Origin of the sequence: Ciceribacter lividus (genome assembly GCF_003337715.1) — a bacterium.
Classification (GTDB): Bacteria; Pseudomonadota; Alphaproteobacteria; order Rhizobiales; family Rhizobiaceae; genus Allorhizobium; species Allorhizobium lividum.
In genome coordinates this window covers 1-12,549 of record NZ_QPIX01000007.1, presented here as the reverse complement: position 1 = coordinate 12,549, position 12,549 = coordinate 1, and the positions used below count along the sequence as shown (strand labels likewise).

Genomic DNA, 12,549 nt, shown 5'->3' with positions numbered 1-12,549 from the left:
CGAGCGGAATTTCAGTTGCCCCCAATATAGGGAAATCCGGCGGGTGGCGAAGACCGTTCCCCGGAACGCAGTGTTCACAGAACGCAATCCTCCGGCGCAAAATGTGATCGCGCCAGCCAGTCAAAATTCGGCCGCGAATGGGCTATTTAGCTTTCGTTATCCAATTCAGGCAAAAATAGTTAATCCCTTGCCGCCATTGGCGGAACGCATCCGGAGTCTATTGCAACATGTGTCGTTGGGCAGCCTACCGTGGTCAACCGATCTATCTCGAAGAACTGGTGAGCTCTCCCGCCCATTCCCTGATCGAGCAGTCCCATTGCGCCACCCGCGCGAAGACGGCGACCAACGCCGACGGTTTCGGCATCGCTTGGTATGGGGATCGCCCGGAACCCGGACGCTTCCGCGATGTTCTGCCCGCCTGGTCCGACTGCAATCTCAAGAGCATGGCACGGCAGATCCGTTCGCGGCTCTTTCTGGCGCATGTCCGCGCGGCGACGCACGGTTCCACGCGTCGGGACAACTGCCATCCCTTCGTCTGCGACACCTGGTCCTTTATGCACAACGGCCAGATCGACCACTTCGATCGCCTGCGCCGGTCGATGGAATCGATGCTCGACGACGAGCATTTCAATGCTCGCGTCGGCACGACCGACTCTGAACTCCTGTTCCTGCTCGCGCTGCAGTTCGGCATGCGCGAGCGGCCGCTCGCCGCCATGGCCGAGGCGATAGGCTTTGTCGAGCAGCTGAGCCTCAATCTGACCGGCAGCGCAAAGGTACGGTTCACCGCCGCCTTCTCCGACGGGCACTCGCTTCATGCGGTGCGCTACGCGACTGACGCCTATGCGCCGACCCTCTTCGCCGCGCCGATGGGAGAGGGCGGGCACTGCCTCGTTTCCGAGCCGCTCAACGATGATACCGATGCGTGGATGGAGATTCCGGCCGGTAGTGCGGTGACACTCTCGGAAAAAGGGATCGAAGTCGTCCGTTTCCAACCGGCGGTCGACGGTGCGGCCGTGCTGCAGCCGGCCATGGCCGGCTGAGCCGCCATTCTCGTCTCAGAATGGAATACCGAGCTCCGCCCTGAGTTTCTTCGTAAGACCGGCGGCGACAAGCTCGTAAGAGCGGTGGAGATAATGGCGCAGTTCATCATCTGACAGCGGCGCCGTCGGCGAGACGGCGACCCACTTGCGCTTGGCGAAATAGGGCGCCTGACCGACGCCGTCGAGCGCGGTCAGGATCTCGAAGCTCTCCTCGCTGACCTTGAATGCGATCTTGGCGCCGTCGTCGTTCAAGACCGCAAAAACCTTGTCGCCGACCTTGGCGACGCGCGACTCCCATTGGTCCACGAGGGTCACTCCAGCCAAGCCGGTGACGAAGGCGTCGAAGCCTGCGCGTTCGAAGAGGCTCATCGAAGTGCTCCCTGGTTCAGGTGCTCGGCGATCCAGTGCGCCAGACGCTCGGCGACGGCATCCTTGTCGAGTTCAGGCCACTCTTCGACGCCGGTTTCGGTGATCAGTTTCACGCGGTTGCGCGTGCCGCCCATCACGCCGGTTCCCGGTGAGACGTCGTTGGCGACAATCAGGTCGGCACCCTTCTTTTCGAGTTTGATACGGCCGTTCTGCTCGACATCCTGGGTTTCGGCGGCGAAGCCGACCACGATCGTCGGGCGCTTCTCATGGTGCCCTATCGTTCTGAGAATATCGGGATTCTCGGTAAGCTGCAGCGGCGCAGGAGCCTCCCCTGGCGTCTTCTTGATCTTCTGGCCGGCGGAGGTCGCCACGCGCCAGTCGGCGACAGCCGCGACCATGACTGCGATATCTGCCGGCAGGCGCGAAATAACCGCGTCCCGCATCTCTTCTGCCCTCTCCACATGAAGCGTGGCGACACCGGCGGGATCTGGAATGGTCACGGGGCCGGATATGAGGGTGACCTCTGCGCCGAGCTTCGCCAGCGCCGCTGCGATCGCATGGCCCTGCCGTCCGGACGAGCGATTGGCGATGTAGCGGACCGGATCGATCGGTTCATGCGTCGGCCCCGACGTCACGACCGCCGTCTTGCCGGCAAGCGGTTTCGGGCCACCATCCAGAAGGGCTTCTACGGCCGCAACGATATCGAGCGGCTCCGCCATGCGACCGACACCCCGCTCGCCGGCCTCCGCCATTTCACCTTCCGCAGGGCCGACGAAGGTCATGCCGTCCGCCTTCAGCAGCGAAACATTGCGCTGGGTCGCCGGGTTCGACCACATCGTCGGGTTCATGGCCGGCGCCATCAGGACGGGACGCGAGCGCGCAAGCAGCACGGTCGAGGCAAGATCGTCGGCAAGACCGTTGGCCGCCTTCGCCATCAGGTCGGCGGTGGCAGGGGCCACGACGATCAGGTCACACTCCCGCGCAAGGCGGATATGGCCGACGTCCTGCTCGTCTTCCCGGGAGAAGAGGTCGGTATAAACACGGCTCGCGGAAAGCGCGCCGACTGCAAGCGGGGTGACGAATTCCTGTGCGGCCCGCGTCATGACCGGCCGGACCGTCGCGCCGCGCTCGCGCAGTCGGCGGATGAGGTCGAGGCTCTTGTAGGCGGCGATGCCGCCGGAAATGACAAGGAGGATGCGTTTGGCGGATAAGCTCATCTGATGGTCCGGTCGCTCGTTTGCGCGAACCTACCGCAAGGCACGGCAAATCGAAATCGATTTTCGTCGGGGGCGTGGAAGCCGGATGGTCTCCGCACTCTCTCAGCAAGGCTTGAGAGTGACCTTGACGTCGCACGGCTTGCCGAAGAACGGTGCGGAGGTGACGATGAGCCGGCATCCTGTCTCCACGAACGCGCCGACATTGTCCTCCGTGACGCCGCCGGCGACTGCTACGACCGGGCTTGGACGCTGCCGTCGGGCGAGATCCACTACCACTGCCGTTTCCTGAGGCGAGAATTTTTCCAATTGTATCACGTCGGCGCCGCAGGCGATCAGCTGCTCGGCGGCCTCGACCGTTGCCGCCTCGACGACGATCTTTTTCTCCGGAGCCTGTGCCCGAAGCTTAGTCATCCAGATATCCGGCGGTTCGTCGACGAAGGCCAGGTGCTCGGGAAAGACGAGAATGGTTTCAGACAGGCCGAGACGATGCATGATACCGCCACCTGCCCGTATTGCCCGGATGCTGACTTCCTTCGTGCCGGGAAAATTCTTGCGGGTGCATGCAATCACTGTCTCCGGCGCCACGTTGCGGGCCGCATCGACGATCCGGCGCGTACGTGTTGCAATTCCTGAAAGGTATTCGACAAGGGTTTGTGAGATTTTCCACACGGCGTGCAGGCTCTGCGCGCTGCCCTGGGCCGACAGGAATATCTCCCCCGCTGCCAGCATGCGACCGCTCGGCAGCAGGTGATCGATGCGGACACCCCGCATTTCGAGCATGCGGCCCGCCTCCTCGCTGCCGCAGAGCACCATTGGGTTGCGGGCGCAGTAAGTGATTTCTGCTGATCGTGCGCCGATTCCCAGGCCTTCGGTGGTCAGATCGCCGAGCGGTACGTCCTGTAGCAGGAGTTGATCGAGAAGGCTGTCAGATAGTCTGGACATGGCAATCTCCGAACATGAGGTCGAACCCGTGACATCGGGTTCGGTTGTCATGCCAGATGCAATGCAAGATGCATGCCGTCCGGTCCTGCGATTGCGTGCCGGCGCCGGATCAGCTGATCTGGACCGCGATGTAGACGAGTGATGCCGCGATGACCCAGAGCGCCAGGCGGCCGAGCCTGCCATGGCGCGCTTCGGCACGCCCGATCGCATCCGTCGTCGCCCGATCGAGGCGCAGACCGTTTTCGCTCATCGCCATAAGTTCGGTATGGAACTTTTCGGTCTTTACCGCGATCTCGGGGATCGCCTCTGCGAGACGGATGGCCGCGTGCAATCCGTCTTTCAGGTCGGTGACGATCCGCTTGGGGCCGAGATTGTCGCGAATCCAGCCGGAAACGACGGGTTCGGAGGCCTTCCACATATTGAATTGCGGATTGAGCATGCGCGCCACGCCCTCGACCACAACCATGGTCTTCTGCAGCATGACGAGCTCGGGACGCGTTGCCATGTCGAAGAGTTCGGTCACCTCGAAAAGCAGCGTCAGCAGCCGCCCCATCGATATGGTTTCTGCCGGCTGGCCGTGGATCGGCTCGCCGATCGCGCGGATCGCCTGCGCGAAACTCGCGACGTTGTGGTGGGAGGGTACGTAGCCGGCCTCGAAGTGCACCTCCGCGACGCGCAGATAGTCGCGGGTGATGAACCCGTAGAGGATCTCCGCCAGGAAGCGCCGCTCCTTCTTGCCGAGCCGACCCGCAATCCCGAGATCGACGGCGACGATCATGCCTTTCTCGTCGACGAAGAGATTTCCGGGGTGCATGTCGGCATGGAAGAAGCCGTCCCGTAACGTATGACGCAGGAAGGAATGGATCAGCGTATCGGCAAGTGCATTGAGATCGTACCCCGCCGCCTTGAGCGCCTCGACGTCCGACATCTTGATGCCGTCGATCCATTCCATGGTGACGACGTCACGCCCGGTGCGTTCCCAGTCGACGGCGGGGACCCGGAATCCCGGATCGTTCTTCGTATTCTCGGCGAGTTCGGACAGTGCCGCGGCCTCGAGCCGGAGGTCCATCTCGAGCTTGGTCGTCTGCTCGAGCGTGCGCGTCACTTCTACCGGCTTCAGCCGCCGCATATGCGGCAAGAAGCGTTCCTGCAGGCGCGAGACGATGTACATCGCCTCGAGGTCGGCGGCGAAACGCCGGCGAACACCGGGACGGATGACCTTGATCGCGACCTTCCTGCGGCCCTGACCGGTCTCGACCTCACCGAGGTGGACCTGTGCGATCGAGGCGGCAGCGATCGGTTCATCGAAGGAGGCGTAGAGTTCGCCGACGGGACGTCCGAGCGACTCGCGGATGGAAATCTTGGCGGCTTCGGTCGGGAAGAAGTCCATCCGATCCTGCAGGCCGGAAAGGTCTTCCGCGATCTCCGCGCCGACGACGTCGGGGCGGGTGGCGAGGAACTGGCCGATCTTCACGTAGGATGGGCCGAGGCGGGCCACCGCCTTCGACAGACGATCCGAGCGTCGTTCGCGCATCGCGCGCTTGCGGGCGAGCAGCCCGGCGGCCGACTGGGCAAAGACGAGCATCGGCGGCAGGCCTTCGGAGGGCAGGGCGGATATCACACCCTCGCGCACCAGAACCCAGCCGACCCGCGCCAGGCGGAAATATGCGCCGATCGTGCTCATCGTGCGTTGTCAGCCTTGAGGGCCCGGCCGCGGAGGGTCTTCATGCAGAATGCCCTCATAGGTCAGAGCTTCCAGCCGGAATGCAGCGCTGCAATGCCACCGGTGTAGTTGGTGAAGGTGACACGCGAAAATCCGGTTTTTGAAATCATCGCTGCGAAGTCGCGTTGATTGGGGAACTTGCGGATGGACTCCACGAGATACTGGTAGGGCTCGGCGTCGCCTGTGATCATTTTGCCGAATTGCGGGATCGCCTTGAACGACCACTCGTCGTAGAACCGGTCGAGCAGCGGCATGTCGACCTCCGAAAACTCGAGCACGAGGAGACGCCCGCCTCGTTTCAGCACACGATACGCTTCCTTCAGCGCAACCTCGATATGCGGCACGTTCCGGATGCCGAAAGCGATGGTATAGGCGTCGAAGCTATTGTCCTCAAAGGGCAGCTCTTCGGCATTCGCCTCGACGAAGGTGATATTGTCGGAGAGCCCTTTCTTTGCAGCCCTTTCGGCGCCGACGGCGAGCATGGAGCCGTTGATGTCGAGAACGGTCGCGAGTGCGAGGCGATCGGAGGCTTCGATGATGCGGAAGGCGATGTCACCGGTTCCTCCGGCGACGTCGAGTACCTTGTATGCCGGATCCTTGCGGGGGTTGAGTGCTGCGACCATGGCGTTCTTCCAGACCCGGTGAAGGCCTGCGGACATGACGTCGTTCATGATGTCGTAGCGCTTGGCCACCTTGTGGAAGACGTCGTTGACGAGACCCTGTTTCTCGCCTTCCTGCACATCGCGGAAGCCGTACGATGTCGCCATGCCGCCTTCGGCGGTCGTGCGGGTTTCAGCCATGTGCTCGCTCCATTGTCCTTTATGGCCGGGTGACCATAGCGAAATCGTCCAAGGCACGCTATCTGTCTCGCCGGTACCGGCTGCGACACCTTCGCGCTGGTCTATAGACCACAAGAAGCGTGGTTGAAACAGAAAGATGGGCCAGCAATGCCGGAATTGCCAGAGGTAGAGACGGTCAGGAGAGGGCTTGCTCCGGCGATGGAGGGTGCGCGCATCGGGCGCCTGGAATTGCGCCGGGCCGATCTCCGTTTTCCGTTTCCGACGGCCTTCTCCGATCGTGTTTCCGGCACCCGTATCGTCGGGCTCGGTCGGCGGGCGAAGTACTTGCTGATCGATCTCGACAGCGGCGAGACGGTGATCGCCCATCTCGGCATGTCCGGTTCGTTCAGGGTTGAGCATGAGGCGGAGAACGAACTGTCTGGAGCCTTCCACCACGCCCGCTCGAAGGACGAGAAGCACGATCACGTCGTCTTTCATATCGAAGGGGCGCAAGGTGCCGTGCGCGTCATATATAATGACCCGCGGCGCTTCGGCTTCATGGATCTCCTGCCGCGCGTCGATCTCGACAATTATCCTGCGTTCCGTCAGCTCGGCCCCGAACCGGTCGGCAATGCTCTCGACGCGGCAGGTCTAGCCGCGCGTTTTGCCGGGCGCAGCCAGCCGCTCAAGGCGGCACTGCTCGACCAGAGCAATATAGCGGGGCTCGGCAATATCTATGTTTGCGAGGCGCTCTGGCGCGCCGGGCTTTCGCCGGTGCGGGCAGCGGGGACGACGGTAACGCCGACCGGCAAGCCGAAGAAGGAGCTTGTCCGCCTTGTCGAGGCCATCCGCGCCGTCATCGCCGATGCCATCGCCGTCGGGGGCTCCTCGCTGCGCGATCATATCCGCACGGACGGCACGCTCGGCTATTTTCAGCACACTTTCCGAGTCTATGACCGCGAAGGTCATGCTTGCGCGAACCCGGAATGCGACGGTACCGTGGCGCGCATCGTCCAGGCCGGCCGCTCGACATTCTATTGCAGCCGCTGCCAGGAATAGCCACCGACCAGGGGAGAGATTGGAATGACCTATGAGACGCTGCTTGTGGAGGTTCGCGGCCGTGTGGCGATCGTCACGCTCAACCGGCCGCAGGCGCTGAATGCGCTCAATTCGACCGTGATGGCGGAATTGCGCCAGGTGCTCGCGGGCGTCCAGAAGGACGGTGACATTGGCGCGGTCGTGCTTACAGGTTCGGAAAAGGCTTTCGCGGCCGGTGCCGATATCAAGGAGATGCAGTCCCTCGACTTCGTCGACGCCTATCTCGGCGATTTCATCAGCGGGTGGGAGGAAGTCGCAGGCTTTCGCAAGCCGATGATCGCCGCCGTTTCCGGCTTTGCGCTCGGCGGTGGCTGCGAGCTTGCAATGATGTGCGACTTCATCATCGCCTCGACCACGGCCAAGTTCGGCCAGCCCGAAATCACGCTCGGCGTCATACCGGGCATGGGTGGCTCGCAGCGCCTGACCCGCGCTGTGGGTAAGGCGAAGGCAATGGATCTCTGCCTGACCGGCCGCATGATGGACGCCGCGGAAGCCGAGCGCTCGGGGCTCGTGGCGCGCATCGTCGAGCCTGAACGACTGCTCGAGGAGGCGATCGCTGCGGCCGAAAAGATCGCGGCCTTTTCCGCCCCCGCCGTGCTGATGGCGAAGGAGAGCGTCAATCGCGCCTTCGAGCTGACGCTGGCCGAGGGGTTGCGTTTCGAACGGCGTCTTTTCCATTCGCTCTTTGCGACGGAGGATCAGAAGGAGGGCATGGCGGCCTTCGTGCAGAAGCGCAAGGCGGCATTCAGGAACCGTTGAGGGCAAAAGCGGCCGGCGCAGCGCGGTCCTCGCGAAATTGCGCGTTGACGGCGGTCCGCTTTCCCGCTATATGCCCGCCCACAGTTAGGAAAGCTTCTGGCTTTTCCGCGATTGCTCCCGAATTGCTGAATGCGTAGGTCGCAAGGACCCGATGCGGCGATGGCGGAGTTTGGTTAGAATTCGAAGAGAGGCATCCATGGCCAATACCACTTCGGCGAAGAAGGCGACCCGCAAGATCGCTCGCCGCACTGCAGTCAACAAGGCTCGCCGTTCGCGGGTTCGTGGTTTCATTCGCAAGGTCGAAGAGGCCATCGCTACCGGCGACGTTGCCGTAGCGCGTGAAGCTCTCAAGGCCGCCCAGCCCGAGCTGCATCGTGCGGCGACCAAGGGTGTCCTGCACGCCAATACCGCATCGCGCAAGATTTCGCGTCTTGCCCAGCGCGTTAAGGCACTGGCCGTCTAATTTAAGACACAATATCGCCACTTTTCGTGAAGCTCGGCTGTCCAGCCGGGCTTTTCGTGTTTTCTTTCATATCGTTGTCATTGGTCTGTCACGTTGACACTAGGATGTCATTACGGTGACAAGAAAAATCAAATAAAAACAAAAGCTTATCAGAGGTGATGTGGAGGACCTCCTCTTCACTTAACGGCAGGCGCCACCAGTTTCGAGTCAAGCGAATTTATTTTTTTTTTGTCGCAAAGGACCTTCGCGTCCCCTCATTTTTGAATCCCCTTGATTCAACAGCGATTCTTTTTTCCTCGATTGTGGCGGACAAAATTCGGGTCGGGAGTCAATGGTTCGAACTTAATTTTGGGTAAAATTCACTGTTGATCTTGGCTTTTGATCCTGCCTAAATGGCTTCCAACGAGAGGCACGGAGTTGACCTCGGGGGGCGATCTGCAACTGCTGGTCAGGTGCTGAAATGTCCCGGTGGCTCTCGTAGCGGAATGGTTCTGATTCCGTTTTTTCATCCAGTGTTTGACCTTGCATCGTAATCTGCTCGGATTGCGACGGGGTGAGTTTGCGCACAGTTTCAGGGGCTGGCGAAAGTAGTAGGGAGTAGGCGAGGGCGCGGCCGAATGTCCGTTTCGAGGGTGGGCGATCGGCGAGTTTGATGAATGAAAAGGGGGACTGGCCTTGGGCCGTCACGACAGGGTGCCTGATCCGCTTGGCATGGGATCTGGCCTCGTTTTCGTGAGGTGTGCTGTTTTCTTGTGAGAGGCACCACGGGCAGTCAAAGGCAGCTGGGCGGGAAGATTGCACTGTTCGGCGAAGGTAATTTTTGGAAGGCGGCAAAATGCAAATTAATTCACTGACGGCCGGTGCAGCGGTTGACGGGAACCATGCACGGGAGACGACGGGTATTGTTCGTTCTGAAGCGGCGGAGGACTCGTCTGTGGCAACGCAAGATGTGTTGTTCGAGCGCTTCAGTGCCAGGCTGAAGGCTCAGGTCGGGCCGGATGTCTATGCGAGTTGGTTCGGCCGCCTGAAGCTGCATTCGGCTTCGAAGAGCGTTCTGCGACTGTCGGTCCCCACGACCTTCCTCAAGTCCTGGATCAACAATCGCTACCTGGACCTGATCACGAATATCCTCCAGCAGGAGGACGCGAGCATCCTGAAGGTGGAGATCGTCGTGCGCAGCGCAAGCCGCGGCGTGCGCCCACAGGCGCCGGACGAACATCACAAGCCAGTTTCCGAAACCGTTCCGTCGTCCACCGTGCGCAAGCCCTCCGCGCCCCAGCAGATCGGGCAGGTTTCCGCCCACCAGGGCGCAGCTCCCCGCTCGGCGCCGCCCGGACCGCTGTTCGGTTCGCCGCTGGACTCTCGTTTTACCTTCGACGGTTTCATCGAAGGCGCCTCGAACCGTGTCGCGCTCGCGGCGGCCAAGACCATTGCCGAGGCTGGCGCCGGTGCCGTTCGCTTCAATCCGCTCTTCATTCATTCGTCGGTCGGCCTCGGCAAGACCCATCTGCTACAGGCCATTGCCAACGCTGCGATCCAGAGCCCGCGGGCGCCGCGTGTCGTTTATCTGACGGCCGAATATTTCATGTGGCGCTTCGCGACTGCCATCCGCGACAACGACGCGCTGACGCTGAAGGACTCTCTGCGCAACATCGACCTGCTCATCATCGACGACATGCAGTTCTTGCAGGGCAAGATGATCCAGCATGAGTTCTGCCACCTCCTGAACACGCTGCTCGACAGCGCCAAGCAGGTGGTCGTGGCCGCCGATCGTGCGCCCTGGGAGCTGGAGTCACTCGACCCGCGGGTTCGCTCGCGCCTGCAGGGCGGCGTTGCGATCGAGATGGAGGCGCCCGATTTCGAGATGCGCTTCTCCATGCTGAAGAAGCGGCTCGAAGCCGCGCAGAAGGACGACGGCTCGCTCGATATTCCCGTCGAGATCCTCGCGCATGTGGCGCGCAGTGTCGCAAGCAGCGGCCGTGATCTCGAAGGTGCCTTCAACCAGCTGATCTTCCGTCGATCGTTCGAGCCGAACCTTTCGGTCGACCGGGTGGACGAACTGCTCGCCCACCTGGTGGGTGCGGGAGAACAGAAGCGCGTCCGCATCGAGGACATCCAGCGGGTCGTGGCGCGCCATTACAACGTTTCGCGCCAGGAACTGGTCTCCAACCGTCGCACCCGGGTTATTGTAAAGCCGCGGCAGATCGCGATGTACTTGTCGAAGACGCTGACCCCTCGCTCCTTCCCGGAGATCGGCCGCCGTTTCGGCGGACGCGACCACACCACCGTGCTGCACGCGGTCCGGAAGATCGAAGAGATGATCGGCGCCGATACCAAGCTCAGCCACGAGATCGAGCTTCTCAAGCGGCTGATCAACGAGAACAACGCTTGAGGCAAGGCCGGCGGAGACGCCGGCCTTTTGCTTTCTGAGACAGCCGTAGGAGACACGATGCCGCACGATCCGTCGCTTGCCTTCTACGAAGCGAATGCGGGCTCCTATGCCGTGCGTCGCCGATCTTTGCCGCATGACAGGCTCGAGGCCTTTCTTGGCGCGCTGGTGCCCGGCTCGCGGATTCTCGAGCTCGGCTGCGGTGCCGGCGACGACAGCGCCGCCATGCTTGCGCGAGGGTTCGACGTCGTACCGACCGACGGCTCGGCGGCTATGGCGCAGCAGGCCGAAATACGGCTTCGCCGTCCGGTGCGGGTCATGCTCTTCTCCGAGCTCGACGCCAGCGCTGCCTATGATGGCGTCTGGGCCAACGCCTGTCTCTTGCACGTGCCGTTGGCGGAACTTCCGTCGATACTTGGGAGAATCCGCCGCGCCCTGCGCCCGTCCGGACTGTTCTATGCGAGCTTCAAGGCAGGGCAGCAGGAGGGTTGCGACCGGTTCGGCCGCTATTACAATCGGCCGGCGCCGGAATGGCTCATCCATCAGTACCGCACGCAGGGATTTGCCGAACCGGTCGTCGAATGCGCACATGGTGGCGGCTACGACGGTGTGGCGACGGAATGGCTTCACGTAGTCGCAAGGCCGGCCTGAACCGGCGTTGAGGCCGCGCCCTTCGTGCCTTGTCGTTTCCCGCTCGCCGGATCCGCGTTTCGCCAGCGGCGGAAATCGGGTGGTGGACCATCCTGAGATTTGCGATCTTTCCGGAAAAGGAGAGATGTTATGGCTCACAAGGAAATGGCAGCCGCGGAATGGCTGATGCTTCTCGGGCTCTCGCTGCTTTGGGGCGGATCCTTTCTCTTCAACGGAATTCTGGTCAAGGTCTGGCCACCGCTCACCATCGTGACGGCTCGGGTCCTGCTGGCTGCGATTACACTCTGGATCGTTGTCCGGCTTTCGGGGATCGCCGTGCCGAAAAGCCGTGACGCCTGGCTTTCCTTCTTCGGCATGGGGCTTCTCAACAACGCCGTTCCCTTCACGCTGATCGTCTGGGGGCAGACCCATATCGCAAGCGGGCTCGCGGCGATCCTCAATGCCACCACGCCACTTTTCGGGGTTCTCGTCGCACATCTGTTGACCGAAGACGAGAAGCTGACAGTGAACCGCGTGGCGGGATTGTTGATCGGCCTCGCCGGGGTTGTGATCATGATCGGGCCAGCCGTGCTCGGCGACCTCGGTGGTGATGCCTGGGGCGAACTTGCCGTCCTCGGTGCGGCGCTGAGCTACGCCTTTGCCAGCGTCTACGGCCGCCGTTTCCGCCGCATGGGGTTGCCGCCACTCCTGCCCGCCGCCGGCCAGGTGACGGCCTCGTCCTTGCTGCTGCTGCCGGTAGCGCTCTTCATCGATCGCCCCTTCGCCCTGCCGCTCCCTGGGCCTGAGGCCTGGGCGGCGCTGTTCGGGCTCGCCGTTCTCTCGACCGCGCTCGCCTACATCCTCTTTTTCAGGATTCTCGCGACGGCGGGTGCGACGAATATCATGCTGGTCACAATCCTCATCCCGCCGAGCGCGATCCTCTTGAGCGCGGTGGTTCTTGGCGAGCGGCTCGCCCCGCGACACTTCGTCGGAATGCTGGCGATCGGGCTCGGCCTTCTCGCCATCGATGGCAGGCTGTGGCGCCTGTCAATGCCGCGTGAATTTTCCCCAGAAGTGCCGCAGTAAAATTCCCCAGTTATGCCGACGTCGACGACATGGCGAATTGAGGATTTTTCGGCG

At 62.1% G+C, this 12,549-nt stretch carries 12 protein-coding genes; 7 read left to right on the top strand and 5 right to left on the bottom strand.

All coding sequences use genetic code 11. The annotated features are described in order from the left end of the window. Positions 1 to 227: 227 nt before the first annotated feature. Positions 228 to 1,040 (top strand): class II glutamine amidotransferase, encoded by an 813-nt coding sequence (locus DFR48_RS13015; protein WP_114363590.1) that lies wholly within the window; start codon positions 228 to 230, stop codon positions 1,038 to 1,040. A gap of 15 nt (positions 1,041 to 1,055) precedes the next feature. Here the strand turns inward: DFR48_RS13015 and DFR48_RS13010 are convergent, their stop codons facing one another. The 5 genes from DFR48_RS13010 to ubiE form a co-directional block, all read right to left on the bottom strand. Then, entirely contained in the window at positions 1,056 to 1,409 is a 354-nt protein-coding gene (locus tag DFR48_RS13010; protein ID WP_114363589.1) for an MmcQ/YjbR family DNA-binding protein, read from the bottom strand. Continuing rightward, positions 1,406 to 2,626, bottom strand: a complete 1,221-nt coding sequence (coaBC, locus tag DFR48_RS13005) for a bifunctional phosphopantothenoylcysteine decarboxylase/phosphopantothenate--cysteine ligase CoaBC (RefSeq protein WP_114363588.1) — start codon at positions 2,624 to 2,626, stop codon at positions 1,406 to 1,408. Before coaBC ends, DFR48_RS13010 begins: the two co-directional genes overlap by 4 nt. Before the next feature lie 102 nt (positions 2,627 to 2,728). Continuing rightward, a complete protein-coding gene (gene modD / locus DFR48_RS13000; RefSeq protein ID WP_114363587.1) occupies positions 2,729 to 3,568 on the bottom strand; it encodes a ModD protein in 840 nt (279 codons plus the stop codon). Between the two features lie 109 nt (positions 3,569 to 3,677). Next, positions 3,678 to 5,252 (bottom strand): 2-polyprenylphenol 6-hydroxylase, encoded by a 1,575-nt coding sequence (gene ubiB, locus DFR48_RS12995; protein ID WP_114363586.1) that lies wholly within the window; start codon positions 5,250 to 5,252, stop codon positions 3,678 to 3,680. A gap of 62 nt (positions 5,253 to 5,314) precedes the next feature. Further along, positions 5,315 to 6,091, bottom strand: a complete 777-nt coding sequence (gene ubiE, locus DFR48_RS12990) for a bifunctional demethylmenaquinone methyltransferase/2-methoxy-6-polyprenyl-1,4-benzoquinol methylase UbiE (RefSeq protein ID WP_114363585.1) — start codon at positions 6,089 to 6,091, stop codon at positions 5,315 to 5,317. A gap of 147 nt (positions 6,092 to 6,238) precedes the next feature. Between ubiE and mutM the strand changes: the two genes are divergently transcribed. The 6 genes from mutM (at position 6,239) to DFR48_RS12960 (ending at position 12,495) form a co-directional block, all read left to right on the top strand. Continuing rightward, positions 6,239 to 7,129 carry a bifunctional DNA-formamidopyrimidine glycosylase/DNA-(apurinic or apyrimidinic site) lyase gene (gene mutM / locus DFR48_RS12985; RefSeq protein ID WP_114363584.1) on the top strand — a complete coding sequence of 297 codons (891 nt, stop codon included), beginning with the start codon at positions 6,239 to 6,241 and terminating at the stop codon, positions 7,127 to 7,129. A 24-nt stretch (positions 7,130 to 7,153) separates the two neighbouring features. Then, positions 7,154 to 7,927 (top strand): enoyl-CoA hydratase, encoded by a 774-nt coding sequence (locus tag DFR48_RS12980; protein WP_114363583.1) that lies wholly within the window; start codon positions 7,154 to 7,156, stop codon positions 7,925 to 7,927. A gap of 196 nt (positions 7,928 to 8,123) precedes the next feature. Further along, positions 8,124 to 8,390 (top strand): 30S ribosomal protein S20, encoded by a 267-nt coding sequence (gene rpsT, locus DFR48_RS12975; protein WP_112685733.1) that lies wholly within the window; start codon positions 8,124 to 8,126, stop codon positions 8,388 to 8,390. A gap of 835 nt (positions 8,391 to 9,225) precedes the next feature. Continuing rightward, positions 9,226 to 10,782 (top strand): chromosomal replication initiator protein DnaA, encoded by a 1,557-nt coding sequence (gene dnaA / locus DFR48_RS12970; protein ID WP_114363846.1) that lies wholly within the window; start codon positions 9,226 to 9,228, stop codon positions 10,780 to 10,782. 57 nt (positions 10,783 to 10,839) lie between these two features. Then, positions 10,840 to 11,430 carry a class I SAM-dependent methyltransferase gene (locus DFR48_RS12965; RefSeq protein WP_114363582.1) on the top strand — a complete coding sequence of 197 codons (591 nt, stop codon included), beginning with the start codon at positions 10,840 to 10,842 and terminating at the stop codon, positions 11,428 to 11,430. A gap of 129 nt (positions 11,431 to 11,559) precedes the next feature. Continuing rightward, the gene (locus DFR48_RS12960) at positions 11,560 to 12,495 is read left to right on the top strand and encodes a DMT family transporter (RefSeq protein ID WP_114363581.1); all 936 of its coding nucleotides are present in this window, start codon (positions 11,560 to 11,562) and stop codon (positions 12,493 to 12,495) included. The last annotated feature ends 54 nt before the right edge of the window (positions 12,496 to 12,549 follow it).

Coding starts and splice junctions, on each gene's coding strand:
- dnaA (WP_114363846.1), top strand. CDS start 9,226: ATGCAAATTAATTCACTGACGGCCGGTGCAGCGGTTGACGGGAACCAT.
- DFR48_RS13010 (WP_114363589.1), bottom strand. CDS start 1,409: ATGAGCCTCTTCGAACGCGCAGGCTTCGACGCCTTCGTCACCGGCTTG.
- ubiB (WP_114363586.1), bottom strand. CDS start 5,252: ATGAGCACGATCGGCGCATATTTCCGCCTGGCGCGGGTCGGCTGGGTT.
- DFR48_RS13015 (WP_114363590.1), top strand. CDS start 228: ATGTGTCGTTGGGCAGCCTACCGTGGTCAACCGATCTATCTCGAAGAA.
- ubiE (WP_114363585.1), bottom strand. CDS start 6,091: ATGGCTGAAACCCGCACGACCGCCGAAGGCGGCATGGCGACATCGTAC.
- DFR48_RS12960 (WP_114363581.1), top strand. CDS start 11,560: ATGGCTCACAAGGAAATGGCAGCCGCGGAATGGCTGATGCTTCTCGGG.
- modD (WP_114363587.1), bottom strand. CDS start 3,568: ATGTCCAGACTATCTGACAGCCTTCTCGATCAACTCCTGCTACAGGAC.
- coaBC (WP_114363588.1), bottom strand. CDS start 2,626: ATGAGCTTATCCGCCAAACGCATCCTCCTTGTCATTTCCGGCGGCATC.
- DFR48_RS12980 (WP_114363583.1), top strand. CDS start 7,154: ATGACCTATGAGACGCTGCTTGTGGAGGTTCGCGGCCGTGTGGCGATC.
- mutM (WP_114363584.1), top strand. CDS start 6,239: ATGCCGGAATTGCCAGAGGTAGAGACGGTCAGGAGAGGGCTTGCTCCG.
- DFR48_RS12965 (WP_114363582.1), top strand. CDS start 10,840: ATGCCGCACGATCCGTCGCTTGCCTTCTACGAAGCGAATGCGGGCTCC.
- rpsT (WP_112685733.1), top strand. CDS start 8,124: ATGGCCAATACCACTTCGGCGAAGAAGGCGACCCGCAAGATCGCTCGC.